This window comes from Kribbella pratensis (genome assembly GCF_004365355.1).
Taxonomy (GTDB): Bacteria; Actinomycetota; Actinomycetes; order Propionibacteriales; family Kribbellaceae; genus Kribbella.
The window spans coordinates 1,144,420-1,166,833 of sequence record NZ_SODP01000003.1 but is presented as its reverse complement, the minus strand read 5'-3'; the positions used below and the strand labels follow the sequence as shown (position 1 = coordinate 1,166,833).

The following is a 22,414-nucleotide window of genomic DNA, read 5'->3' as shown; positions in this document are numbered from 1 at the left end:
AACTGGAGGCTGTTGAAGTGGTACGTACTGCGAACCGACCCCTGCTGCTCGCTCTGGCCGAGGAACGCCTGGGCCGAGCCGCTCTGGAGGCCGGCGACCGTCAGACCGGTGTCCCGGCGCTGGAGCGTGCACTGGACAGGCTGATCGCTCTCGGGGCAACCGCGCCGGCCCGGCGGATCCAGGCGGTGCTGGAGCGGTACGCCGGTGACCGGCGCGCTCGGGCATGACAGCTGAACAGCCGTCGGCCGGACCGCTGACTTCAGCGGTCCGGCCGGTTGGTCAGATGGCCTGGTAGAGGGTGGTCCAGAAATCGCCGGCAAGCTGCACCGCGGACGGCACCGTCGTACCGACCTGGGTGAGCAGGATGCCGACGATCTGGTTGACCGGGTCGGCGTACGTCGAGGTACCCGCGCCACCGTCCCAGCCGAACTGACCGATCGGCGCATAGTCGCCCCGGTAGGTGCGGACGGCCATCCCGAGGCCCCAGCCGCCCTGCTGTCCCTGGCCGAAGGAGATGTGCACGTTGTCCCGGGCCAGCGTCTCGCGTGCGGCCAGTACGTCCGGTGTGAGGCTGTTGCTGGTCATCAGCTCGACTGCAGGCTTGGACAGGATCTGCTCGCCGTTGTGCACGCCGTGGTTCAGCAGCATCCGGAAGTACGCGTGGTAGTCGTCGGCGGTGGAGTTCAGCCCGCCGCCACCGCCCTGGAACGCCGGCGGAGCGCTGTGCCGGCCGCCCTCCGCCTCGTCCCACACCTGGAACTCGCCGGTCGCCGGGTCCGGCGCGTACAGCGGAGGCAGGCGGTCGATCTGGTCGGCCGGCACCCAGAACCCGGTGTCCTTCATCCCGAGCGGCTCGAAGATCCGCTCGCGCAGGAAGTCGTCGTACGACTGACCGGTGACCCTGGAGACGAGGACGCCGACCAGGTCGCTGCTGATCTGGTACTGCCACCGCTCGCCGGGCTGGTACATCAGCGGCAGCGTGCTGAGCCGGCGCATCCACTCGTCCTGCTCGGGCATCGGCACCGGTCCGTTCGGCGTGATGCCCTGCTCGAACAGGGCGGCCATGATCGGCGTACCGATCATCGTCATGTCCATGCCGAGCCCGAACGTCGAGGTGAGCACGTCCCGGACCGTGATCGGCCGCTTCGCCGGCACGGTCTCGTCCACCGGGCTGTCGATCCGCTTCAGCACCTGACGGTTCGCGAGCTCGGGCAGCCACGGCTCGACCGGGTCGTCGAGCCGCAGCCGGCACTCGTCGAGTAGCACCATCGCGGCCGAGATCGAGACCGGCTTGGACGTCGACGCCATCCGGAAGATGGTGTCGCGCTGCATCGGGGCGCCGCCGTCGTGGCGCATGGTCCCGAGCGTCTCGACGTGCGGCTCCCCGTCGCCCCGGCTGACCAGGGCGACGACCCCGGGGATCTTCCCGGAGTCGACGTGCCGGGCGAGTACGTCGTGCAGCCGGCGCAGGCCCGCTTCGGTGAAGCCGTTGGAGGTGGACATCGTGGCGTACTCCTTCGATCGGAGGTGAGGTGAGGTGAGGTTCAGAGGCTGCGGGCGACGATGTCGCCGACAGTGGTGGTCGCGTGGATGGTCAGCTGCGCACCGGCGCCTTCGGCGTTCTTGAGTGCGTTGTCGATCCGGCCGGTGGTGGTGCCGGCGTTCAGGGAGCCCGACACACCGGCGGCGGCGCCGACCTCGATCTCGCCGACGTCGGTGCGCAGTTCGAGCGCGCCGGCGGCGGCCTCGGCGATCCGGACGTCGCCCTTGCTGGTCCGGATCTCCGCGGAGCCGTTGAGGCGGCCGATCGAGACGTCGCCGGCGGTCAGGGTGAGGCGGGCGCTCGCGACGTCCTCGAGGTCGATCGAGCCGTGCGCGCTGTTGATCGCCACGTCGCCGAGACGCCCGGTGGACCGGAGCTCGGAGCTGGCGACCTTCACCTCGACCTGGGAGCCGGCGGGCAGTTCGACCTTCACCGCGACGTACCCGGACGGTCCGAAGTACTGCTTCTTCGCGGCGATCTCGACCCGCAGGACGCCGTCGGCGTACCCGACCTTTGCCTCTTCGGCGGCCTTGACGTCACGGCTCTTGGAGGGGTCCGCGGGCCGCACCTCGACGGCGGTGTCGGCCCGGTCGGCGGCGACCAGCTCGATCCGGCCGGCGGGGATGTCGAGGACTGCGGAGATCGGCTCGGGGGTGTTGAAAGTAGACATTGTCGTACCTTTCGGATTCGTTGAGTTGTTCGACTGGGACAAGCTTCGAAGACCGCCCTGACACCGGACCGCCGCGTTGCTGACACGGCCTCTGACATCCGGCGTCCCTGCCTGTCAGCAGCCGAGACGGTCGGCGATGACATCCAGGACCTGGGCCAGATCACGGGCCATCCGGGCCCGCAGACCGAGCTCGGCGATCCCCGGCGCGAACCCCGGGTGGTCGGGTAGAACCCGGTGGACGCGATGGCTCACCAGGGTTCCTTCAGCGCTCGCTGTGGCGGTGTGGACGCCGGCGTACCAGCTCTGTACGGCGAGCCGCGCGTCGTCCACCTCGATCGCCACCGGCTCGACCTGGCCGGCGAGCTCGGCCCGGTACCTGCCCGCAGTACCGACGACCGTCATCGCGCCCCGTCGTGCCGCCGAAGCCCGGGCCAGCACGAGCAGGTTGTCGTCGCCGACGCGTCCCTCGCCGACGGCGAGCAACAAGTCGGCGACTGACCCGACGGGTGCGGGGACGGTGCCTCGCACCTCCCACAGCACGGGCAACGCATCCAGTTGGGCGAGCAGCGAAGGCGTCGTGTCCATGGCCGAGATCCTGACCGGCCCCGAGGTCCGCGGACTACCCGTGCCAGTGGGTCCGGGACGCTGAATCCGAGCCTGACCTGCGCTTTTGCCTCGTCGTACGGCTGTCCCGGGACGGGACGGGACAGCTCAGGACGCGCGGGACAGGCCGGAACGCGCCTCTGGCGCCAGGTAGTCGAGTCCGTGAGCAGTGGCGAGGTCCAGGACCTCCTGGAAGTGCCGAGCAGCCGTGTCCCGGTCGCCGGTGCCCAGGCAGGCCTTTGCGAACTGGAGGTGGACTCGGGCCAGTCGGTCCGGCTCACCGGCCAGTTCGAGCATCGCGACCGCCTGGGCGTGTCGGTCTGCCGCCTCCTCCATGCGCCCGAGGTGGAGCAATGCCACAGCTACGTCCGCGAGGCTGATTGCCTCGAAGAACGCGTGGTGGGTCACCCGATTCAGTACTACGGCCTGTTCGGCGAGGTCGAGCGCAGTCTCGGCGTCCCCGAGGCCCAGTGCCGCCTGTCCGAGCACCTCCAGGCACATCCGGGCGGTCTGCCGGTCGGTCTCCCGAGCCGTCTCCAACACGTCCGCAGCGACCTCACGGGCCGCGGCATAGTCACCGAGGCTCAGCAGGGCATGACTGAGGCTGCTGCGCAGTCGCCCGCGTACGGCGACCTCGTGCGGCGGCACCACGGCCACCGCGCGCTCCAGGAGCTCCACTGCGCGCTCCGCGTTCCCGAGTTCCTCCTGGACCTCGCCCTGCTGGAACAGCGACATGGCCTCGCCGACGGCATCGCCTTCCGCTGCCATCAGCACACTGGCCTTCTCGAGCTCCGACATCGCGTCATCCAGCCGGCCCATGCGCAGCAGCAAGCTGCCCAGCAGATACCGGTGGGAGGCGAGCAGCCGACGGTCGCCGAGCCGTTCGGCGGCGGGCAGGGTGACCTCGAGATCTTCGCGCAACTGCACGGAACCACCGCGTCGCGCATGAGCCATCGTGGCGAGCTGTGCGAGTCCGACCGCCGCTACGTCGATGCCCAGCCGCACGGTCAGCGCAAACGTCGCGTTGAGGTTGTCCCATTCGGTATCGAGCCAGCCGACGGCCCTGTCCTGCCCGTCGAGCTCGGGAACCGCCGACGGCGGCTGCGACACGGTGACCGGCAACGGGATGAGGATCTGGATCTGCTTCTTCACCACCAGCATGCAGCTGAGGTAGTAGTCGGCCAGCCGGGCGACCGCCGGCACCGGATCGGCGGTCGGGTCGTCCGCGCGGGCGGCCTGTCGGAGCAGGTCATGCATCCGGTAGCGGCCCGCAGCAGGCTCCTGGACCAGATGGACGTCCACGAGATCCTCGAGCAGCGAGCGGGCGTTGGCGAGCGGGATCCCGGCGAGTGCGGCCGCGCAGTACGCGTCGATGTCCTCGCCGGGGACCAGGCCGAGCAGGCGGAACATCCGCCGCTGCGCAGGGTCGAGTTGGCGCAGTGACATCTCGAACACGTCCGACACCGCCAGCTCGCCCTCGCGCAGCCGCTCCACCAGGGTGTCGAGCGTCCACGCCGGTCGGTGCCGCAGCCGGGCCGCTGCGACCCTGATAGCTAGTGGCAGGTTCCCGCAACGACGCAGTACCTCGTCCACGTCGCCCGGGCGGGCTCCGCCCGCGGACTCGACGAACAGCCGCGCCGCGTCCTCACTCGGCAGAACGTCGAGTGAGACGGGCTGTACGCCGTCCAGCTCCACCATGCGTCGCCGGCTGGTGATGACGACGAAGATCTGCCCGGCACCGGGCAGGAGGTCTCGTACGTGGTCTGCATCTGCCGCGTTGTCCAGCAGTACGATCGCGCGCCGGGTCGCGAGCTCCGACCGCCACAGCGCCGCCCGCTCGGCCAGCAGATCCGGAATCCGGCCTGGCGGTAACCCCAGTGCGGACAACAGCACGCGTAGCGCTTCAGCGGGTTCGACTCGTTCCCGTCCCGGCGTGAATCCGTGAAGATCGAGGTAGAACTGTCCGTCGGGGAACTGCGAGGTCAGCCTGTGCGCAGCATGCACCGCCAGCGCCGACTTTCCCACTCCGCCCATACCGTCGATGGCTACGGCCGACATAGTCTCTGCAGCGGCCAGGAGCACGTCCAGCTCGGCCCGGCGTCCGGTGAAGGCGGTGACGTCGTGCGGCAGGTCGTTCCGGACGCTCACAGCAGCGGGCGGTGCCGTCTCCGGTCCGTCCTTGGCGCGCTCCCACACCTCGCGCAGCGGTCGCGGATCGCGACCGGCCGCCTTGCAGAGTGCCACGACAGCCGCCCAGGGCGGGACGGCCTGCCCGGAGCAGTACCGCGACAGGGACGAACTGCTCGTGTCGGTGTCCTGGGCGAGCTGACGCAGGCTCCGGCCGGTCAGGTCCCGCAGCTGTGACAGCTGCCCCGCCAACTCATCGCGCACCCTCAGCCCTTCGCCGGATCCCGTACTGCAGCAGGCGTATTTCTGCAGCGGTATTACAGCAGGCGTTCGAGTGCCGCCTGCCCAGCCGGTCCCCAGTGGGCCTTGCCGCCGGGGATGCCCTTCTCGCCGTTGATGCCCATCGCGATCAGGAACAGCGCACGGATCACACCCCACGCGCGAGCTCGCCGTACCGTCGCTTCGTCCGCCCGGTAGCGGTCGAAGAAGCGGTCGGCGGCTCCGTCCGGGAGCAGGACCCAGGCGGACGCGAGGTCGGTTGCCGGATCCCCTGAGCCCAGCTCCTCGAAGTCGACGACGCCCGCAAGCGTGCCATCGGCAACGACCACGTTGGCAGGGTGCAGGTCACCATGTACCCACAGCGGCGGCCCGCTCCACGCCGGCGCCGCGGCCGCGTCCTCCCAGACCGCACGGAGCGCGTCGTGGCGGCCGACGTACTCCTGGACCTCTGGGAAGCCCAGGCCCTGCGGCAGAGCGGTCCGGTCGCTGACCGGTGCGTCCGCCGGTGCCTCGGTGTGCAGTGCCCGCAGGAAGTCGGCCAGCACGTCGGCTGCGGCCGGGTTCGTGATCGGTGTGTGCTCCGCGGGTACTCCGTGGACCCAGGTGGTGATCAGCCACGGGTTGGGGAAGCGGTCCGACGGTTCACAGAGGCGGACCGGCGCGGGGACCGGCAGCGGAAGACGAGCGGCCAGGCCAGGCATCCAGCGGTGCTCCTTCCGGAGCTGTTCGGGCGATCCGTGGGTGCGGGGCATCCGGACCGCCAGGTCCTCACCGAGGCGCCACATCTGGTTGCCCCAGCCCCCGACGACCTCCTGCAGCTCGAGGTCCGCCAGGTCCGGGTGCTGATCCTTCAGGAGGGTCCGCACGAGTTCGTCGTCCATGGAGCGTCAGACGCGTCACACCGGTACCTGGTTGGGAATAGGTGCGGAAAGTGCTCAGTTGCGACAGTTATGCGCATTGATGTGTGGTCCGACGTCGTCTGCCCGTGGTGCTACATCGGCAAGCGCCGGCTCGAAGAGGCCCTGGCTGCCAGTGGCGACACCGCGACGGTCGTCTGGCACAGCTTCCAGCTTGACCCCTCGTCGACGAACGACGACCCGCGGGACCTGGCCACGCGGCTGGCCGAGAAGTACGGCCGCGGCCGCGACTGGGCCCTGCAGGCCAACGCACAGGTCACCGACATCGCCGCAGAGGTCGGTCTGGAGTACCACCTCGACCAGGCGAAGCCGGCGAACACCGTGGACGCGCACCGGTTGCTCCACCTCGCTCGCGAGCTCGAGGAGGCCGGTGAGGTGCCCGCGGAGACGCAGGGCCGCCTCAAGGAGCGGCTGCTCAAGGCGTACTTCACCGACGGCCTCCCGGTCGGTGACCACGCCACGCTGACCGAGCTGGCCACCGAGGCCGGTCTGCCCACCGAGCAGGTGCGTGAGGTCCTCGCGAGTACGACGTACACCGACGACGTCGCCGCGGACCAGGCACAGGCCCTGGCGTACGGCGCGAACGGCGTTCCGTTCTTCGTCATCGACGAGAAGTACGGCGTGAGCGGGGCGCAGCCTGTAGAGGTCTTCCAGGAAGCACTGCGCCGGGCGAACGCGGACCGGAAGCCGGTAACTCTCATTACCGCACCCGGCGCGACGACCGACGGTGACGCCGCCTGCGGACCGGATGGCTGCCCGATCTGAGCATCCGCATCAGCGGTGGGTACCGGAAGTCGTACAAACCGTGGTGTATGAAGGAGGCATGACTGTCGTGCGCGCATTGGCCAGGCCGTTGCTGTCCGTCATTTTCGTCGCGCAGGGCGCGAACGCGATCCGCAACCCCGAGCCGCTGGTACCCAAGGCACAGCCGGTCACCGACCGGCTGGTGCCGATGGTGAAGCGGGTCGCGCCGGCGCAGGTCAGCGACCGGCTCCCTGACACGACCGCCAACCTGGTCCGGCTGAACGGCGCGGTCCACGTGCTCGGCGGCCTCGCCCTGGCGACCGGCAAGGGCCGTCGCCTCGGAGCGTCCCTGCTGGCGGCTTCGCTGGTGCCGACGACGCTCGCCGGCCACCCGTTCTGGCTGGAGAAGGACAAGACCGTCCGCTACCAGCAGCGCATCCAGTTCATGAAGAACCTGGGCATCATGGGCGGTCTGCTGCTCGCCGCCGTCGACACCGAGGGCAAGCCGGGCGTCGCCTGGCGCGCCACACACGGCGCGAAGGCCGCCAAGCGTGAGACCAAGCGCGGTGCCAAGGCCGCCAAGCGTGAGACCAAGCGCGGTGCGAACGCCGCCAAGCGCGAGGCCAAGCAGTTGGCCCGCGAGGCCAAGCAAGCTGCTCGTCTCGCGAAGGCCGAACTCCACCTCGGCTGATTCGCCATGCCCTAGGCTCAGGGCTGTAGATACCTGAGATATCTGAGATACCTGAGTCGAGGGAGTGGGATGAGCGAGTTGCAGGGCTGGCCGGCGCCGCGGGCCACCGGAGCCGTGAGCGGTACGGTCACGGTTCCTGGGTCGAAGTCGATCAGCAACCGTGCCCTCATCCTCACCGCACTCGCCGACGGTCCGTCACACCTGACCGGGCTGCTGGCGGCGCGGGACACCACCCTCATGCGGTCCGCCCTGGTCTCGCTCGGCGTAGGCATCGCTGAGAGCGGTACGACGGTCACGGTCACCCCTGGCTCGCTCAAGGGCCCGGCCACCGTCGACTGTGGTCTCGCCGGCACCGTGATGCGGTTCGTGCCGCCGGTCGCCGCGCTGGCTGACGGTCTGGTCGCCTTCGACGGCGACGAGTACGCGCGGGAGCGTCCGATGGGCGTGATCCTGGGCGCGCTGCGGACCCTCGGCGTACAGATCGACGACGGTGGCACCGGGCGGATGCCGTACACGCTGTCGGGCACCGGCTCGGTGCGGGGCGGGAAGGTGACGCTGGACGCGTCCGGGTCGAGCCAGTTCGTGTCGGCGTTGCTGCTGGCCGGCGCGCGGTACGACGAGGGCGTCGACATCCGGCACGACGGGAAGCCGGTGCCGTCCCAGCCGCACCTGGACATGTCGGTCGGCATGCTGCGCGAGCGCGGCGTCCAGGTCGACGACGCCGAGCCGAACCGGTGGGTCGTTGCCCCGGGCCCCATTCGCGCGCTGGACACCGCGATCGAGCCGGACCTGTCGAACGCGGCGCCGTTCCTGGCCGCGGCCGTCATCACCGGCGGGACGGTGACCGTGACCGGGTGGCCGACGCAGACCACGCAGCCGGGTGATCAGCTGCGCGACATCTTCACTCGCTTCGGCGCGGAGGTGACTCGGTCGGCAGACGGCCTGACGGTTCGCGGCACGGGCCGTGTCGCGGCTGTCGACCTCGACCTGAGCGACGTGGGCGAGCTGTCGCCCGTGATTGCTGCGGTCGCGGCCTTCGCCGACGGTCCGTCGTACCTGCGGGGTATCGCGCACCTGCGCTTCCACGAGACCGACCGGCTGGCGGCGCTCGAGACCGAGTTCAATACGCTAGGCGGGGATGTCACGCAGCTCGAGGACGGGCTGGAGATCCGGCCGAAGACCTTGCACAGCGGGCTTTTCCACACCTATAACGACCACCGGATGGCGCACGCCGCCGCCGTACTCGGCCTGCTCGTCGACGGCCTGGAGGTCGAGAACATCGGAACCACAGCGAAGACCCTGCCCGAGTTCCCCGACATGTGGTCGGGACTCGTGAGCTGATGTCGCGGTACGACGAGGAGGCCAAGTACGACCGGCCCAAGCGCCGGACTCGGCCGCGGACCAAGGACCGCCCCTCGTACGACGACGCCGTGATCGGGTTCGTCTTCACCCGCGACCGCGGGCGGTACGCCTGCTGGGTCGACGGTCCGGACGGCGGTCGCGAGGTAACCGCGATGAAGGCCCGTCAGCTCGGCCGCACCGGCGTGATCGTCGGCGACCGGGTCAAGCTGGACGGCAACGCCACCGGTGACGAGGGCTCGCTGGCCCGGATCGTCGAGGTTCTCCCGCGTACGACGCTGCTGCGCCGCTCCGCCGATGACGACGACCCGGTCGAGCGCCCCCTGGTCGCGAACGCGGACCAACTCGTCATCGTCGTCGCGGTGGCGAACCCGGAGCCCCGGACCGGACTGATCGACCGCTTCCTGGTCGCGGCCTACGACGCCGGCATGCGGCCACTGCTCTGCCTGACGAAGACCGACCTGGCCGACCCGGATCCGCTGCTGTCGATCTACCGCCCGCTCGGCGTCGAGTCGGTGGCGACCCAGCAGGGTGGCGACCTGAGCAAACTCCGGGAGCAGCTCGACGACCGGACGAGCGTTCTCGTCGGCCACTCCGGGGTCGGCAAGTCCACGCTGGTCAACGGCCTCATCCCGGGCGCGGACCGGGCCATCGGCGTCGTCAACGAGGTGACCGGCCGCGGGCGTCATACGTCGACGAACACGCTCGTACTGCGCCTGCCCGAGGGCGGATGGATCATCGACACCCCGGGTATCCGTTCCTTCGGCCTGGCCCACGTCGACCCCGGCAAGCTGATCGGCGCGTTTCCCGACCTGGCCGACATCGCCGCCGACTGCCCCCGTGGCTGCACCCACACCGAGACCGCCCCCGACTGCGCGCTGGACGAGGCTGTCGCCGCGGGCCGGGCCGACGCCGATCGGGTCGCCTCCTTCCGTCGCCTGCTGGCAAGCCGGGAAGGCCGCGAGACCCAGCACGATGCCACCCCCGAGCCGGACGCTACTTCTTAGGCAGCGTGCCGCTCCAGACGGCCCGGGCGCCGGCGTCGCCGGTGCGGATGGTCTGGTAGATCACGACGACCCCGAGCACCACGACCGCCGCGGTGACGACCAGCTCGAGCGGACGGCTCGTGGTTGCCTTCGCACCCTTTCCGTTCGCCAGCGCCGTCGGCCCACTCAGCAGCAGGAACGCGGCCACCACCACCACGGCGAACGCCAGGACGAACCACAGGAGCAAGTTTCCCCGGGACCTGTGCAGGTCGACCAGCTTGGCCAGTTGCGGGATCGCGGCCACGAACGCGTCGCCGCTCTTCTTCGCGACGAACGCGCACACCAGTGCACCCAGGCCGAGCACGAGGGCCGGCCAGCGCAGGAACCAGCGCCACTTCGGCACCAGCGCGAAGACGATCGCGGTGAGCGCGGCCACCGGCAGTACCACTACTGCGAGATGGATCACGAGCACGTGCAGCGGCAGGTCCCCGAAGCGCTCGAACATGGACAGCCTCCATGGGAGTCGTAACGACGTGGTCAGACCCTAATGGCACGTTCAACGACCGCGTTCGGTTCAATCTGGGCCGCAACCGATCCGCAACACTTCGCGGACGGCCGGCCCGCTGGAGCGGTGCTCAGGCTAGCCTTCCGGCATGCCTTCGCACACGGATGACCTGCGGCTCGCCCACATCCTGGCCGACGACGCGGACTCGACCACGATGGACCGCTACAAGGCGCTCGACCTGCACGTGGCCACCAAGCCCGACCTCACCCCGGTGAGCGAATCGGACAAGAAGGTCGAAGATGTGATGCGCAAGACGCTCGCCCGGGCCCGTCCGCGGGACGCGTTCGTGGGCGAGGAGGACGGCACCAGCGGCTGGGGCGTCCGCCGCTGGGTGGTCGACCCGATCGACGGCACCAAGAACTACATCCGCGGCGTCCCGGTCTGGGCGACGCTGATCAGCCTGATGATCGAGGACCAGGTCGTCGTCGGCGTGGTCTCCGCGCCGGCGCTCGGCAAGCGCTGGTGGGCGTCGTACGGCGACGGCGCCTGGACCGGCCGCGCGCTGCACTCGTCGCAGCCGTGCCGGGTCAGCGACGTGAGCAGGATCGAGGACGCCTCGTTGTCGTACGCGTCGCTCAAGGGCTGGGAGAAGCTCGGCAAGAAGAACCAGTGGGCCGACCTGATGGACTCGGTCTGGCGGACCCGCGCGTACGGGGACTTCTGGTCGTACATGCTCGTCGCGGAGGGCGCGGTCGACATCGCCGCGGAGCCTGAGCTCAACCTCTACGACATGGCCGCGCTGGCCATCATCGTCGACGAGGCCGGCGGCAGGTTCACCTCGGTCGACGGCGCCCCGGGCCCCAACGGGCCCAACGCGGTCGCCACCAACGGCCGCCTCCACGACGAAGTACTCAAGCGCCTCGAGTGATCCTGCGCTGCAGGAACTCGGCCTCCACCGGGTTGCTGGTGAACGCCAGCGCCTCCTCGTACGCCGCCCGCGCCTCTTCTGTTCTCCCGGTGCGCCAGAGCAACTCCGCGCGGGTAGACGCCAGATACGGGTACGTCGCCAACGCCGGGTCGTCGGGCAGCTGCCGCAGCGCCGCATCCGGTCCGGCCACGTAGCTCAGCGCCACCACCCGGTTCAAGGCGACGACCGGCGACGGCCAACGGGCCAGCAACACGTCGTAGAGGCCGAGGATCTCGCCCCAGTCGGTGTCCTCCCACCGCCCCGCCTCCGCATGGACGGCGGCAATGGCGGCCATCACCGCGAACCGCCCGACCGTCGCACCCACGTCCGGCCGGCCAGCGAGGGCCTCCGGCACCAGCTCCAGCCCCTCGGCGATCAGTCCCTGATCCCATCGTGATCTGTCCTGATCCTCCATCAGCACCAAGCGGCCGGCCTCGACCCGCGATGCCTCCCGCGCCTGCGTGAGCAACAAGAGCGCGAGCAGACCCGCCGTCTCCGCGCTGTCCGGCAGCAGCATCCGCATCATCCGCGCCAGGTCGATCCCCCGGCGGGCGAGGTCCGGCCGGCTCAGCCCGTCGCCGTCCACTGCTGTGTGACCTGCCGTGTACACGAGGTGAACCACGTCGAGCACGGCCTCGATGCGCTCCGGCAACTCGTCGGCGCGCGGGATGCGGTAGGGGATGCCGGTCCGCGAGATCTTCTGTTTGGCGCGCGTGATGCGCGCCTGCATCGTGGCTTCCTTCACCAGGAACGCTCTCGCGATCTCCGCCGACGACAACCCGCACACCAGCCGCAGCGTCAGCGCGACCTGCGCCTCCTGCGCCAGTGCCGGGTGGCAGCACGTGAACACCAACCGCAACCGGTCATCGGGAAACGTCCCGTCCGGAACGTCCTCGACCGGCACCAGCAACGGCAGCTTCCGGCGAGCAACATCAGCTCGCCGCCGAAGCTCCAACGCCCGCCGCGTGGCGACGGTCGTCAACCACGCGCCGGGCTTGCGCGGCACACCCTGTTCCCGCCAGTGCACCAGCGCCTTCGCGTACGCGTCCTGCACGCAGTCCTCGGCCAGATCGAGGTCGGCGGCGACGCGTGCGGTCGCGGCGAGCACGGAGGCCCACTCGGTCGAGTGGGCTTCCGCGACCGCCTGCGCTATTTCCTGGGTGTCCAGGTCAGCCACCGTTGACCAGCGGGCGGACCTCGACACCACCCGTCGGCGACGGCACCTGCTTCGCGATCGCGAGCGCCTCGTCCAGGTCGGCCGCCTCGATGATGTAGTACCCGCCCATCACTTCCTTGGTCTCGGCGAAGACGCCGTCGGTGACGACGTACCCGCCGTTTCCGTCCGCGCGGATCGAGGTCGCGGTCTCACTCCCGTCGAGCTGCCCGCCGCCGCGGATCGCGGAGCCATTGGCCTCGGCAAACGCTTGATGGTTCTTGTGGTTCTGCTCCATCACCGATCCGTCGTCCGCGGCCCACTTCGCCTCGTCGTCGTAGATCATCACCAGGTACTTGCCCACTGGGGGTCACCTCTCTCGTCCGCTGCCGGTTACAGCATCTACCACTCCGATGCGCGACCCGGGCCGGAATCGACACGACCTGCCGCGAATTTCGTGAGCACGTATGGTGGCCGGTATGCCCTTGACGTACCCCATCGCGGAGCAGACGCTCGACAACGGCCTCCGGGTCGTCGTGAGCTCGGACCGCGCTGTCCCGATCGTCGCCGTCAACCTCTGGTACGACGTCGGATCGCGCCATGAACCACCGGGTCTGACCGGGTTCGCGCACCTCTTCGAGCACCTGATGTTCCAGGGGTCGCGCAATGTCGCGTCCGGTCAGCACTTCAGCCTGCTGGAGACCGCCGGCGCCAGCCTGAACGCGAGCACGTTCTTCGATCGCACCAACTACTTCGAGTCGCTGCCCAGCGGCGGTCTCGACCTCGCGCTCTGGCTCGAGGCGGACCGGATGGGCTACCTGCTCGACGCGGTCAACCAGGAGAACCTGGACAACCAGCGCGACGTGGTGAAGGAAGAGAAGCGACAGAGCTACGACAACCGCCCGTACGGCGATTCGTACGAGCGGCTCGTCCGGCTCGCGTTCCCCGAGGGCCACCCGTACGCGCATATGACGATCGGCTCGATGGCCGACCTCGACGCGGCGTCGCTGGAGGACGTGCACGCGTTCTTCCGCAAGTACTATGGCCCGAACAACGCCGTCCTGACGATCGTCGGCGACGTGTCCGAGGACGACGCGTTCGACGCCGCCAAGCGGTACTTCGGCCACCTGCCCGCGATCCCCACGCCGCCGCCGGCGCCGGACGGGACGATCGGGCCGATGACCGACGTACAGCGTGACGACGTGGAGTCCGACGTACCGTCCGACCTGATCACGATGATGTTCCGGCTGCCGGTGGACGGTACTCCGGAGCTCGACGCGGCCGGGCTCGCGCTCGACATCCTCGCGGCCGGGCAGAGCGGCCGGCTGAACCGGCGGCTGGTCCGCGACGAGCAGATCGCGCAGTCGGTGTCCGGCGGCGCGCTGCCGCTGATCGGCGGCGTCTCGTTCGGGACGCTGACCGGGATCGCGTCGGACGGCGTCGACCTGCAGAAAGTCGAGGACGCGCTGCTCGAGGAGATCGAGAAGCTTGCAACCGAGGGTGTGTCCTCGGAAGAGCTGGCCACCGTGCAGGCGCAGGCCGAGCGGGACTGGCTGGAGCAGTTGGCGACGTGCGCCGGCCGGGCCGACGAGATCTCGCACTACGCGTTGCTGTTCGGCGACCCGAACCGGATCAACACCCGCATCGACCAGGTCCAGGCCGTGACCGTCGAGCAGGTGCAGGCGGCCGCGGCCAAGTGGATCCGTGCGGCCGGACGGGTGCAGGTCAGCTACCGCCGTCAGGAGGCCAAATCAGAGATGGCAGAGACGGCAGGAGAGCAGGAATGAGCCAGGTTCTGACCACCCCACCGGCTGTCGGCGCACCGCGTCCGTGGAGGTTCCCGGAGGCGGTGACCACGCGGACCAGCGTGGGTACGCCGGTGCACGTCTTCGACCGCCCCGGGCAGTACGTCGCCACCGTGCGCGTCACGATCGCGATGCCGCTGATCGCCGAGCCGCGTGAGCTCGAGGGCGTCGCGACGATCATGTCGCGGACGCTCGACGAGGGCACCGAGTTGCATTCGGCCAACGAGTTCGCGGCCGCGTTGGAGCGGCACGGAGCGGCGTACGGCGTGGATGTCAGCTCGGACGCGCTGCACGTGGAGATCTCAGTACCGGTGTCGCATCTCGCGCCGGCCGTCGCGCTGCTCGCCGAGGCGATCACGCGGCCCGCGTTCAACCAGGCCGATGTCGGACGGCACGTGACGATCCGGCTCGGCGAGATCAACCAGGAACGCGCCAACGCCGGGTACCGGGCGCGCGAGGCGTTCGCGTCGCACCTGTTCGACTCGTCGACCCGTCGTTCCCGCCCGACCGCTGGTACGCCGGACACGATCCGGCCGCTGACCAACGTCGAGGTCGCCGACTTCTACCGCCGCAACATCGGGCCGGAGCGGGCGGAGATCCTCTTCGCCGGCGACGCGACCGGTGTCGACGCGGCCGCGATCATCGACGAAGCGTTCGGCAACTGGACGTCCACGGCCGGGACGGCGCTCGAGACGCCGGAGCCGATCTACATTCCGGGCAATCGCGTCGTGCTCGTCAACCGGCCCGGCTCGGTGCAGAGCCAACTGCTGATCGGCTGCGCGGGTCCGGATCGCCGCGACCCGGGCTGGGGTTCGGCCGCGGTCGCGAACCACGTGGTCGGCGGGACGATCACCTCCCGCGTGGACACCGTGCTGCGTGAGGAGAAGGGGTACACGTACGGCACGCGGACCAGCTTCGCCGCGCCGCGCAAGGGCGGGACGTTCAGCCTCGGCGGCGCCGTACGGACCGAGGTGACCGGCGCAGCGATCGGTGACGCGCTGCGCATCCTGCGCGAGGCCCGCGACGGCCTCACCGAGCAGGAGGTCCAGGAGGCGAAGGACAGCCTGATCCGCACCGCTCCGCTGCGCTACGAGCAGGCCGATTCGGTCGCCCAGCAGGTCGGCAGCAACATCGCGAACGGCGTACCGGTCGACTTCGCCGACACTTATCTGAGTCAGATCGCGGCGACCACCGCGGCCGAGGCGACCGACGCCTACCGCCGGTACGTCGGGACCGACGGCCTGCTGGTCGTCGTCGTCGGGGAAGCCAAGGACGTCCGGCCGCAGCTCGAGGGCCTCGACCTCGGCGACCTGATCGACCTGAGCTGACGGGTCACCTGTTCCTCCGCGCGGCACTCGTCCGGGTGGAGGAACAGCCCGGCCCGATCAGCTGCTGATGTAGTTGGAGAGCTGTTCCCTCTCGAACTCGAGTTCGCCGATGCGGGACTTGACCACGTCGCCGATGCTGACCAGCCCGGCAAGGTTGCCGTCGACAACGACCGGGACGTGCCGGATCCGGCGGTCCGTCATCAGTCGCATCAGGTTGTCGATCAGGTCGTCCGGCGTACAGGTGTGTACCTCGGCCGTCATGATCGCGCTCACGCGCACGTCGCCCGCGTCCGGCGTACCGTTCCAGAGCCGCACCACGTCACGCTCCGACACGATCCCGGACACCGTCGACCCGTCCGCGCTGACCACCACCGCGCCGATGTTCTTCTCGGCCAGCAGGGCGAGCAGCTCGGTGACAGTGGCTTCTGGGGAGATGGTGACGACCTGATTGCCCTTGCCACGCAGTACGTCGTTGATCTTCACGGAGCCTCCTGCAGATCGAGGACCAATACCCCAAGGTAACGGCATTCGCCCCATCACACCCAGTGACAACGAAGGACATGTAGGTGTAGAGAATTACCTACGCAGCCTGCATATAGTCGAGCGACCGAGGAGACGAGCGTGGACCTACTCGAGGCACCGCGGGTGGTCGAGCGACCGGAGCAGCATTACCTCGGCATCCGGGTGATCACGCCGTTCCGCGGCATGCTGGCCAAGCGCAACGAACTGCTCGACGAGTTGTTCGGTTGGCTTCGTACGGCGGGCGTCGACGACTCCGGGATGTTCTTCCTCCGGCTGCACGTGATCGACATGGCCGGGCCGATGGATCTTGAAGTAGGCATGATGACTCCGAAGCCGCTGCCCGGCGACGACCGTGTGCGCCCGGCGACGCTCCCGGCCGGGCGGTACGCCACGCTCACGTACCGTAACCACTCGCTCCGGGCCAACCGCGCCCTGCTCGACTGGATCGCCGACCAGCAGTTGGCCCTCGATCGCCGCGAGGTCCCCGAGGGCGATCTCTTCGGGTGCAGGTACGAGGCGTTCCGGACCGATCCCCGCACCGAACCGCGCAAGACCAAGTGGGAGGTCGAGCTCGAGATGCGGCTCGCCGACGGCTAGCGCGCTCTGCCCTGCGAAAACTGACCGCCAGGTCGGACCGGCCGGCCGTAGGATCAGCGGGTTCGGGATGACGGAGGGGGCGTTGTGGGGTTCCGGCAGGATCTGGCCGTACTGCGGCATCGGGACGTGCGGCTGTTCATCTCCGCGCGGTTCATCTCGATCCTCGGCTCGACGATCGCGCCCGTGGCGCTGGTGTTCGCAGTACTGGATGTGTCGGACTCCGCGAGCGCGGTCGGCATCGTGCTCGCGGCGCGCAGCATCCCGAACATCGTCTTCCTGCTGATCGGCGGCGTCATCTCCGACCGGCTCCCCCGCCACCTCGTACTGGTCGTCGCCAACACGGTCAGCGGACTCACGCAGGGACTCGCCGCAACGCTGGTCCTCTCCGGGCACGCGACCATCTGGCAACTCGCCGCGATCGAGGCGGTCAACGGGATCGCGGCCGCGTTCGTGATGCCCGCGATGACCGGCATCCTCCCGTCGATCGTGGACCGCAGCGAACTCCCGCAGGCGAACGCGATCGCCGGCTTCGCCCGGTCGAGCGCGATGATCGGCGGCGGCGCGGTCGCGGGTGTGATCGTCGGGCTGACCGGTCCCGGCGTCGGGCTCGCGGTCGACGCCGCGACGTTCCTGATCGCCGCCGCGCTGCTGTCCCGCCTGACGATCCCACGGATCGAACGCGCGGCCACCTCGATGCTGACCGACCTGCGCGACGGCTGGAGCGAGTTCGTCTCCAGGCAATGGATCTGGGTGATCGTGCTCGCGTTCGGCCTGCTGAACCTGATCTTCACCGCGTGCTACCAGACGCTCGGCCCGGTGATCGCGGACCGTACGTTCGGGCGAACCGGCTGGGGCGTGGTCAGCGCGTGCTTCGGCGCCGGACTAGTTGCCAGCGGCATCATCATGCTCCGCCTCAAACCACGCCGTCCGCTCCGCACGGGCATGCTCGGCATGCTGCTCACGGTCCCGGTCATGCTGTGCCTGGCGCTCCTGCCCTACACCTGGGCGATGGCGATCGCGGCGTTCCTCCTCGGCGTCGGCTTCGACATCTTCGGCATCAGCTGGGAGACCGCCCTCGGCCAGCACGTCCCGATCGAGAAGCTCTCCCGCGTCTCGTCGTACGACATGCTCGGTTCGTTCATCGCCGGTCCCGTGGGTCAGCTCACCGTCGGATACGTCGCTGCGGTGGTCAGCGTCAAAGCCGTCGAACTGTACGGCGCCGCCCTCTTCGTCCTGATCACCGTGCTCACGCTGGTCGTCCCTTCCGTCTGGAACCTGCGTCGTGTCTCGTAAGCGCTGTAGCTCGAGCGATAGCGGTGTCCAGGTGCGTGCATCGGGGTGCTTGAGTAGTGGCCTCGATGCGGAGCATCGTGGGCGCTGCTCAAGTGCCGCGAGGTGCGTGCCTGGGCGCCGATAGCGTCGAGCTACAGCGCTTGCGAGACACTAAGCTGGACGTGTGAGCTCAATCGTTCCGGGTCCGCAGAAGAAGCTCGAGCAGGAGATCGACGCGGCCCGCTCCGGCGCCAAGCCGTTGCAGGCGGGTGACCTGAACGCGTCCGCTCCCCCGCAGGAGGAGCTGACCGGTCTCGACGACTGGCCCGACACGCTGCGCGCGACCGTCGAAGCAGAACACGACCGTGTCACCGCGCTGGCAACCAACCGTCGCAGAACCGCCGACGGTGTCCTCCCCCAGGTCGTCCAGCGCCTGGACGAACTACTCGACCAACTCGCCAACCGCCTCCAGGCCGACAAACCGCGCCGCTTCGGCAAGTCCGCCGCCACGTCCTCCGACGACGCGGACCTGGAGCCCTTCGCCGCACTCCTGGGTATCCCCGCCGACGACCTCACCCAGGCCCCCGGCCGAGGTGAGCACCGCGCCGCTCTGCGCACCATCAAGCAACTCCGCTCCCAACTCAAAGAGCTGGAATCCACCAAGGACCACTCAAAGCTCACCCGCTTGGTCACCTTCGTGGTGCGCCTGGCCGTAGTCACCACCAACTCCCCCGAAACCACCGCCACCCTGGCGCCCTTGGCCCTGGACCGCTACGCGCAGGCTCTCCCCGACCCCCAATGGGACCGCACCTTCGACCAAAAACTCGCCACGTGGAAGGAAGCCGCAGCCCACTAAGGGGTCGCCCCATGTGAGGGGTTGACCCCTGAGATTGTCGGTTGTCCACCCAGATTCTCAGGAGCCAACCGACCACCTCAGGGGTCAACCCCGCAAACGGACGGACGATCCGCGCCCGCCGCCCGGCGCCCGCCGTACCGTGTGCGCCGCGACGAGGCCGGACGAGAGACAGCCGCCGCGAACCGGGTTCGCGGCGGCCGACTAGTTGATTTCAGCCCTTGATGGCGCCGCCCAGGGCGAAGGCGCCGCCCAGCTTGCGGCTGAGGAGCAGGTACAGGAGCAGGACGGGCGTGGTGTAGATGAGCGAGTACGCCGCCAGCTGTCCGTAGTTCGGTTCGCCGTACTGGCCGAAGAACGTGAAGATGCTGACCGAGGCCGGCAGCCGCTCGGGCGACAGCAGAAGCATGAAGGGGACGAAGAAGTTGCCCCACATGCCGATGAACGTGAAGATCAGCACGACCGCGATCCCCGGCCACATCAGCGGCAGCACGATCGCCCACAGCGCGCGCATGTTCCCGGCGCCATCAACCCACGCCGCTTCCTCCAGCGAAAGCGGTACGCCGTCCATGAACGTCTTGGTCAGCCAGATCGCAAACGGCAACGACGCCGTCGCCATGAACATGATCGTGCCGCCCAGCGTGTCCACCAGGTTCAGCTGCACGAACAGCCCATAGACCGGCACCATGACCGCAGTGATCGGCAACCCCGTGCAGAACAACACGGTCAGCAGGAACGGCCGGTTGAAGCGCGTCCTGAAGCGCGACAACGGATAAGCCGCCAGCACCGCGCACACCATCGTCAGCAACGCCGCCCCGCCGCACAGGATGATCCCGTTCAGAACAGGCCGGTACGTCGTGTCGGTGTTCAGCACCGCCCTGAAGTTCCCGAGCGTGGGATGTGTCGGGAACTCGACGCGCAGCCCCGCCGTCCGGTTGATCGATGCGAACAGCACCCACAGCAACGGCAGGACGAACAGTACGCCGATGGCCAGCAGCACCAGGTTCGACGCGAGCTTGCTCATCCGGTCGCGGGCAATCATGCTGCCTCCGAGTTCAGGCCACGCAGGTAGATCAGTGAGAAGACCGCACCGATCGCCAGCATCACCAACGCGATCGCCGTACCGTAGCCGATCTGGGAGAAGCTGAACGCCTGCTCGTACATGTACAGCGGCAGCGTCTGACTCTTGGTCCCGGGGCCGCCGCGGGTCATTGCGTAGATGAGGCCGAACACGCTCAGCGTCTGCAGCGTGATCAGCATCAGGTTGGTCATGATCGCGCGGGTGATCATCGGCAGCGTGACGAAGATCAGCCGCCGCCAGCCGCCGGCGCCGTCCATCTCCGCGGACTCCTCGATCTCCTTGGGGATCTCGCTGAGCGCGGCGGAGTACACCAGCATCGAGAACGCCGTACCGCGCCAGATGTTGGCCAGCGACACCGCGATGATCGGCGCCGCGTACAACCAGTCCTGTCCGGGCAGGCCGACCGCGTGCAGCATCACGTTCAGCGTGCCGTCGTCGTTGAAGAACGCGCTCAGCAGGTACGCCGCGACGACCTCGGGCAGCACCCACGCGCCGATGACCGCCGTACCGACGAAGTTACGCACGACCTTCGTCGACCGGCGCATCAGCAGCGAAAGGCCGAGACCGAGCGTGTTCTGGCCGATGATCGCGGAGATCACCGTGAACACCAGCGTCAGCCAGATCGAGTTCGTGAACGCGCCGCTGGAGAACGCCTTGCGGAAGTTGTCCAGGCCGACGAACTTCACGTTCGCCGCGCCGGTACCGGTGAGCGCCATGTTCGTGAACGCGGCGTACACGCAGTAGATGATCGGGCCGGCCAGGAAGACCAGCATCAGTCCGATGGCCGGCGACAGCGGCAGCATCCGGACGAGTTTGGCCCCCCGCGGCCGCCGGCTGGGGGTACCAGCGGCGGCCGTGGAGGTAGGAGCGACAGTCGTCGTCACAGGGGAGAATCCTCCGAGCTACTGGCCAGTGCTCTTCGTCGTCGTACTGTCCTTGCCGCCGACGATGCCCTCGACCGCCTGGTCGTAGTTCTTCGCGGCCGCATCAGGCTGGGACTGCCCGGTCATCACCGATTCCATCGCGGTGATGATCTCGTTGGAGACCTTCGGGTACTCCGGCAGCGCCGGCCGGTAGACGGTGACCGAGACCAGGTCGGTGAAGAACTGGGTGCTCGCCGAGGAGGACTTGTACGCCGCATCGGCGGCAACGTCCTTGCGGACCGCGATCTGCGCGCCGTCGGTGGCGTACTTCGCCGCGTTCTTCTGGGTCTGCAGGGTCTTGATGAAGTCCCAGGCCGCGTCGGGGTTCTTCGACTTGGCCGGGATCGCCCAGGTCCAGCCGCCGGAGAGGCTGACCTTGCCCTTGCCGCCGCCGTCCTGCGTCGGCATCGCGGTCTGGCCGAGCACCGTGCTCCACTGCGGCCACGGCTTGGCGCCGGACTTCAGCCAGTTGCCGTAGATCCAGGAGCCGTCCAGGTCGATCGCCAGCTTCTGCTGCGGCAGCAGCTCGGTGCCGACCTTGCTGCCCATGTTCGGGCTGAGGGCGTCCTTCGGCGACGGCGCGAGGCCCTCGGAGAAGACCGTCTTGACGAAGTTCAGCGAGTCCTTGAAGCCCTGGCTGCCGACGACCCACTTCTTCTGGTCGTAGTTGTACAGGGTGTCCTTGGTGCCGTAGAGCAGCATCTCGAAGCCCTGCATGGCCGAGGCCTCACCCATCGGCTTACCGGAGTACATGTTGAACGGGATCACGCCCGGCACCTTCTGCTTGATGGTGCGCGCGGCGCTGAGCACGTCGTCCCACGTCTTCGGCTGCCAGTCGGCGGGCAGGCCGGCCTTCGCGAAGATCTGCTTGTTGTACCAGAGCGCCCGGGTATCGGTGCCGTCCGGTACGCCGTACGTCTTGCCGTCCTGGCCCCGCGCCGCGCCCTTGGCCGTGTCCTCGAACTGGCTCCACTGGTCCCACTTGCCGATGTAGTCGTCCAGCGGCTTCAGGTACCCGGCGGTGATGTCGGAGTTGATCAGGAAGGTGTCCTCGTAGACGATGTCCGGCGCCGTGTTCGGCGACCGCATCATCAACTGGATCTTGGTGTAGTAGTCGTTCTCGCTGGCAACGACCGGAACGATCTCGACCTGGGATCCCGGGTGCGCGGCTTCGTACTCGGTCTTGACGCCGGTGAGGAAGTTCTTCATCACCACGCCCGGACCCCACTGCTGGTACGCGATCTTGATGTGCGCGGGTCCGGAGCTCTGTGAGCTGCCGGCCTCCGGCTGCTTGGTCGTCGAGCCTTGACTACAGGCTGAGACCCCCAGCAGCAGCGCGCCCGCGGCGGCCGCTGCCATGAAACGTTTCCTTGTCACCATCAGGTCCACCTTCGGGCAATCGTTGTCATCCCGGTACCACGGCCCAAACCCTGCGGGCTTCCCGCGACCGTAGGAGCCTCGAGCAACCGAAGTCAATGCTTGACAGACA

The 22,414-nt window shown here is 68.8% G+C and carries 23 protein-coding genes; 11 read left to right on the top strand and 12 right to left on the bottom strand.

Going from position 1 to position 22,414, the window contains the following annotated elements; all coding sequences use genetic code 11:
• Window positions 1-17 precede the first annotated feature (17 nt).
• Entirely contained in the window at window positions 18-227 is a 210-nt protein-coding gene (locus EV653_RS33560; RefSeq protein WP_134108945.1) for a hypothetical protein, read from the top strand.
• 52 nt (window positions 228-279) lie between these two features.
• Here EV653_RS33560 and EV653_RS33555 read toward each other — a convergent pair whose 3' ends face one another.
• The 5 genes from EV653_RS33555 to EV653_RS33535 form a co-directional block, all read right to left on the bottom strand.
• A complete protein-coding gene (locus EV653_RS33555; RefSeq protein WP_134108943.1) occupies window positions 280-1,503 on the bottom strand; it encodes a serine hydrolase domain-containing protein in 1,224 nt (407 codons plus the stop codon).
• Window positions 1,504-1,544: 41 nt separating this feature from the next.
• Window positions 1,545-2,213: a DUF4097 family beta strand repeat-containing protein gene (locus EV653_RS33550; protein ID WP_134108941.1), complete on the bottom strand. Its 669-nt coding sequence runs from the start codon at window positions 2,211-2,213 to the stop codon at window positions 1,545-1,547.
• Between the two features lie 114 nt (window positions 2,214-2,327).
• Window positions 2,328-2,798: a hypothetical protein gene (locus tag EV653_RS33545; RefSeq protein WP_134108940.1), complete on the bottom strand. Its 471-nt coding sequence runs from the start codon at window positions 2,796-2,798 to the stop codon at window positions 2,328-2,330.
• A 126-nt stretch (window positions 2,799-2,924) separates the two neighbouring features.
• Entirely contained in the window at window positions 2,925-5,207 is a 2,283-nt protein-coding gene (locus EV653_RS33540) for an ATP-binding protein (RefSeq protein WP_166679651.1), read from the bottom strand.
• Window positions 5,208-5,260: 53 nt separating this feature from the next.
• Window positions 5,261-6,103, bottom strand: a complete 843-nt coding sequence (locus EV653_RS33535) for an aminoglycoside phosphotransferase family protein (protein ID WP_134108936.1) — start codon at window positions 6,101-6,103, stop codon at window positions 5,261-5,263.
• 69 nt (window positions 6,104-6,172) lie between these two features.
• On the opposite strand from EV653_RS33535, the gene EV653_RS33530 reads away from it, so the two are divergent.
• The 4 genes from EV653_RS33530 to rsgA all read left to right on the top strand — a co-directional run bounded on the left by EV653_RS33530 (window position 6,173) and on the right by rsgA (window position 9,940).
• Window positions 6,173-6,904, top strand: coding sequence for a DsbA family oxidoreductase (locus EV653_RS33530; RefSeq protein WP_134108934.1), 732 nt, complete (start codon window positions 6,173-6,175; stop codon window positions 6,902-6,904).
• A gap of 58 nt (window positions 6,905-6,962) precedes the next feature.
• Window positions 6,963-7,574, top strand: a complete 612-nt coding sequence (locus EV653_RS33525) for a DoxX family protein (RefSeq protein WP_134108933.1) — start codon at window positions 6,963-6,965, stop codon at window positions 7,572-7,574.
• Window positions 7,575-7,643: 69 nt separating this feature from the next.
• The gene (aroA, locus tag EV653_RS33520) at window positions 7,644-8,915 is read left to right on the top strand and encodes a 3-phosphoshikimate 1-carboxyvinyltransferase (RefSeq protein ID WP_134108931.1); all 1,272 of its coding nucleotides are present in this window, start codon (window positions 7,644-7,646) and stop codon (window positions 8,913-8,915) included.
• Window positions 8,915-9,940, top strand: a complete 1,026-nt coding sequence (gene rsgA / locus EV653_RS33515; protein WP_134108929.1) for a ribosome small subunit-dependent GTPase A — start codon at window positions 8,915-8,917, stop codon at window positions 9,938-9,940. The genes aroA and rsgA overlap by 1 nt, the downstream gene beginning before the upstream one ends.
• Here rsgA and EV653_RS33510 read toward each other — a convergent pair.
• Entirely contained in the window at window positions 9,930-10,424 is a 495-nt protein-coding gene (locus EV653_RS33510) for a DUF2231 domain-containing protein (RefSeq protein ID WP_134108927.1), read from the bottom strand. The two genes, rsgA and EV653_RS33510, sit on opposite strands and share 11 nt — an antisense overlap.
• Window positions 10,425-10,572: 148 nt before the next feature.
• Here EV653_RS33510 and hisN point away from each other — a divergent pair, with 148 nt between their 5' ends.
• A complete protein-coding gene (hisN, locus tag EV653_RS33505; RefSeq protein WP_134108925.1) occupies window positions 10,573-11,352 on the top strand; it encodes a histidinol-phosphatase in 780 nt (259 codons plus the stop codon).
• Here hisN and EV653_RS33500 read toward each other — a convergent pair.
• Together EV653_RS33500 and EV653_RS33495 are read right to left on the bottom strand one after the other, a co-directional pair.
• Entirely contained in the window at window positions 11,336-12,568 is a 1,233-nt protein-coding gene (locus tag EV653_RS33500; RefSeq protein WP_134108923.1) for an RNA polymerase sigma factor, read from the bottom strand. The two genes, hisN and EV653_RS33500, sit on opposite strands and share 17 nt — an antisense overlap.
• Window positions 12,561-12,908, bottom strand: coding sequence for a YciI family protein (locus EV653_RS33495; protein ID WP_238160600.1), 348 nt, complete (start codon window positions 12,906-12,908; stop codon window positions 12,561-12,563). The genes EV653_RS33500 and EV653_RS33495 overlap by 8 nt, the downstream gene beginning before the upstream one ends.
• A gap of 115 nt (window positions 12,909-13,023) precedes the next feature.
• Here EV653_RS33495 and EV653_RS33490 point away from each other — a divergent pair, with 115 nt between their 5' ends.
• Entirely contained in the window at window positions 13,024-14,331 is a 1,308-nt protein-coding gene (locus EV653_RS33490; RefSeq protein ID WP_134108921.1) for a M16 family metallopeptidase, read from the top strand.
• Window positions 14,328-15,677: a M16 family metallopeptidase gene (locus EV653_RS33485; RefSeq protein WP_134108919.1), complete on the top strand. Its 1,350-nt coding sequence runs from the start codon at window positions 14,328-14,330 to the stop codon at window positions 15,675-15,677. The genes EV653_RS33490 and EV653_RS33485 overlap by 4 nt, the downstream gene beginning before the upstream one ends.
• Before the next feature lie 57 nt (window positions 15,678-15,734).
• On the opposite strand, the gene EV653_RS33480 is transcribed toward EV653_RS33485, so the two are convergent.
• Window positions 15,735-16,160 carry a CBS domain-containing protein gene (locus EV653_RS33480; protein ID WP_134108918.1) on the bottom strand — a complete coding sequence of 142 codons (426 nt, stop codon included), beginning with the start codon at window positions 16,158-16,160 and terminating at the stop codon, window positions 15,735-15,737.
• Window positions 16,161-16,298: 138 nt separating this feature from the next.
• Between EV653_RS33480 and EV653_RS33475 the strand changes: the two genes are divergently transcribed.
• The 3 genes from EV653_RS33475 to EV653_RS33465 all read left to right on the top strand — a co-directional run bounded on the left by EV653_RS33475 (window position 16,299) and on the right by EV653_RS33465 (window position 18,924).
• Window positions 16,299-16,796, top strand: coding sequence for a GyrI-like domain-containing protein (locus EV653_RS33475; RefSeq protein ID WP_134108916.1), 498 nt, complete (start codon window positions 16,299-16,301; stop codon window positions 16,794-16,796).
• A gap of 84 nt (window positions 16,797-16,880) precedes the next feature.
• Window positions 16,881-18,089, top strand: a complete 1,209-nt coding sequence (locus EV653_RS33470; RefSeq protein WP_134108913.1) for an MFS transporter — start codon at window positions 16,881-16,883, stop codon at window positions 18,087-18,089.
• A gap of 163 nt (window positions 18,090-18,252) precedes the next feature.
• On the top strand, window positions 18,253-18,924 hold the full coding sequence (locus EV653_RS33465; protein WP_134108911.1) for a hypothetical protein: 672 nt from the start codon (window positions 18,253-18,255) through the stop codon (window positions 18,922-18,924).
• A 211-nt stretch (window positions 18,925-19,135) separates the two neighbouring features.
• On the opposite strand, the gene EV653_RS33460 is transcribed toward EV653_RS33465, so the two are convergent.
• From EV653_RS33460 to EV653_RS33450, 3 genes are all read right to left on the bottom strand, one after another.
• Window positions 19,136-19,963 (bottom strand): carbohydrate ABC transporter permease, encoded by an 828-nt coding sequence (locus EV653_RS33460; protein WP_134108909.1) that lies wholly within the window; start codon window positions 19,961-19,963, stop codon window positions 19,136-19,138.
• Window positions 19,960-20,805, bottom strand: coding sequence for a carbohydrate ABC transporter permease (locus EV653_RS33455; protein ID WP_238160599.1), 846 nt, complete (start codon window positions 20,803-20,805; stop codon window positions 19,960-19,962). Before EV653_RS33455 ends, EV653_RS33460 begins: the two co-directional genes overlap by 4 nt.
• A gap of 99 nt (window positions 20,806-20,904) precedes the next feature.
• On the bottom strand, window positions 20,905-22,305 hold the full coding sequence (locus tag EV653_RS33450; RefSeq protein ID WP_202871939.1) for an extracellular solute-binding protein: 1,401 nt from the start codon (window positions 22,303-22,305) through the stop codon (window positions 20,905-20,907).
• Between the last annotated feature and the right edge of the window lie 109 nt (window positions 22,306-22,414).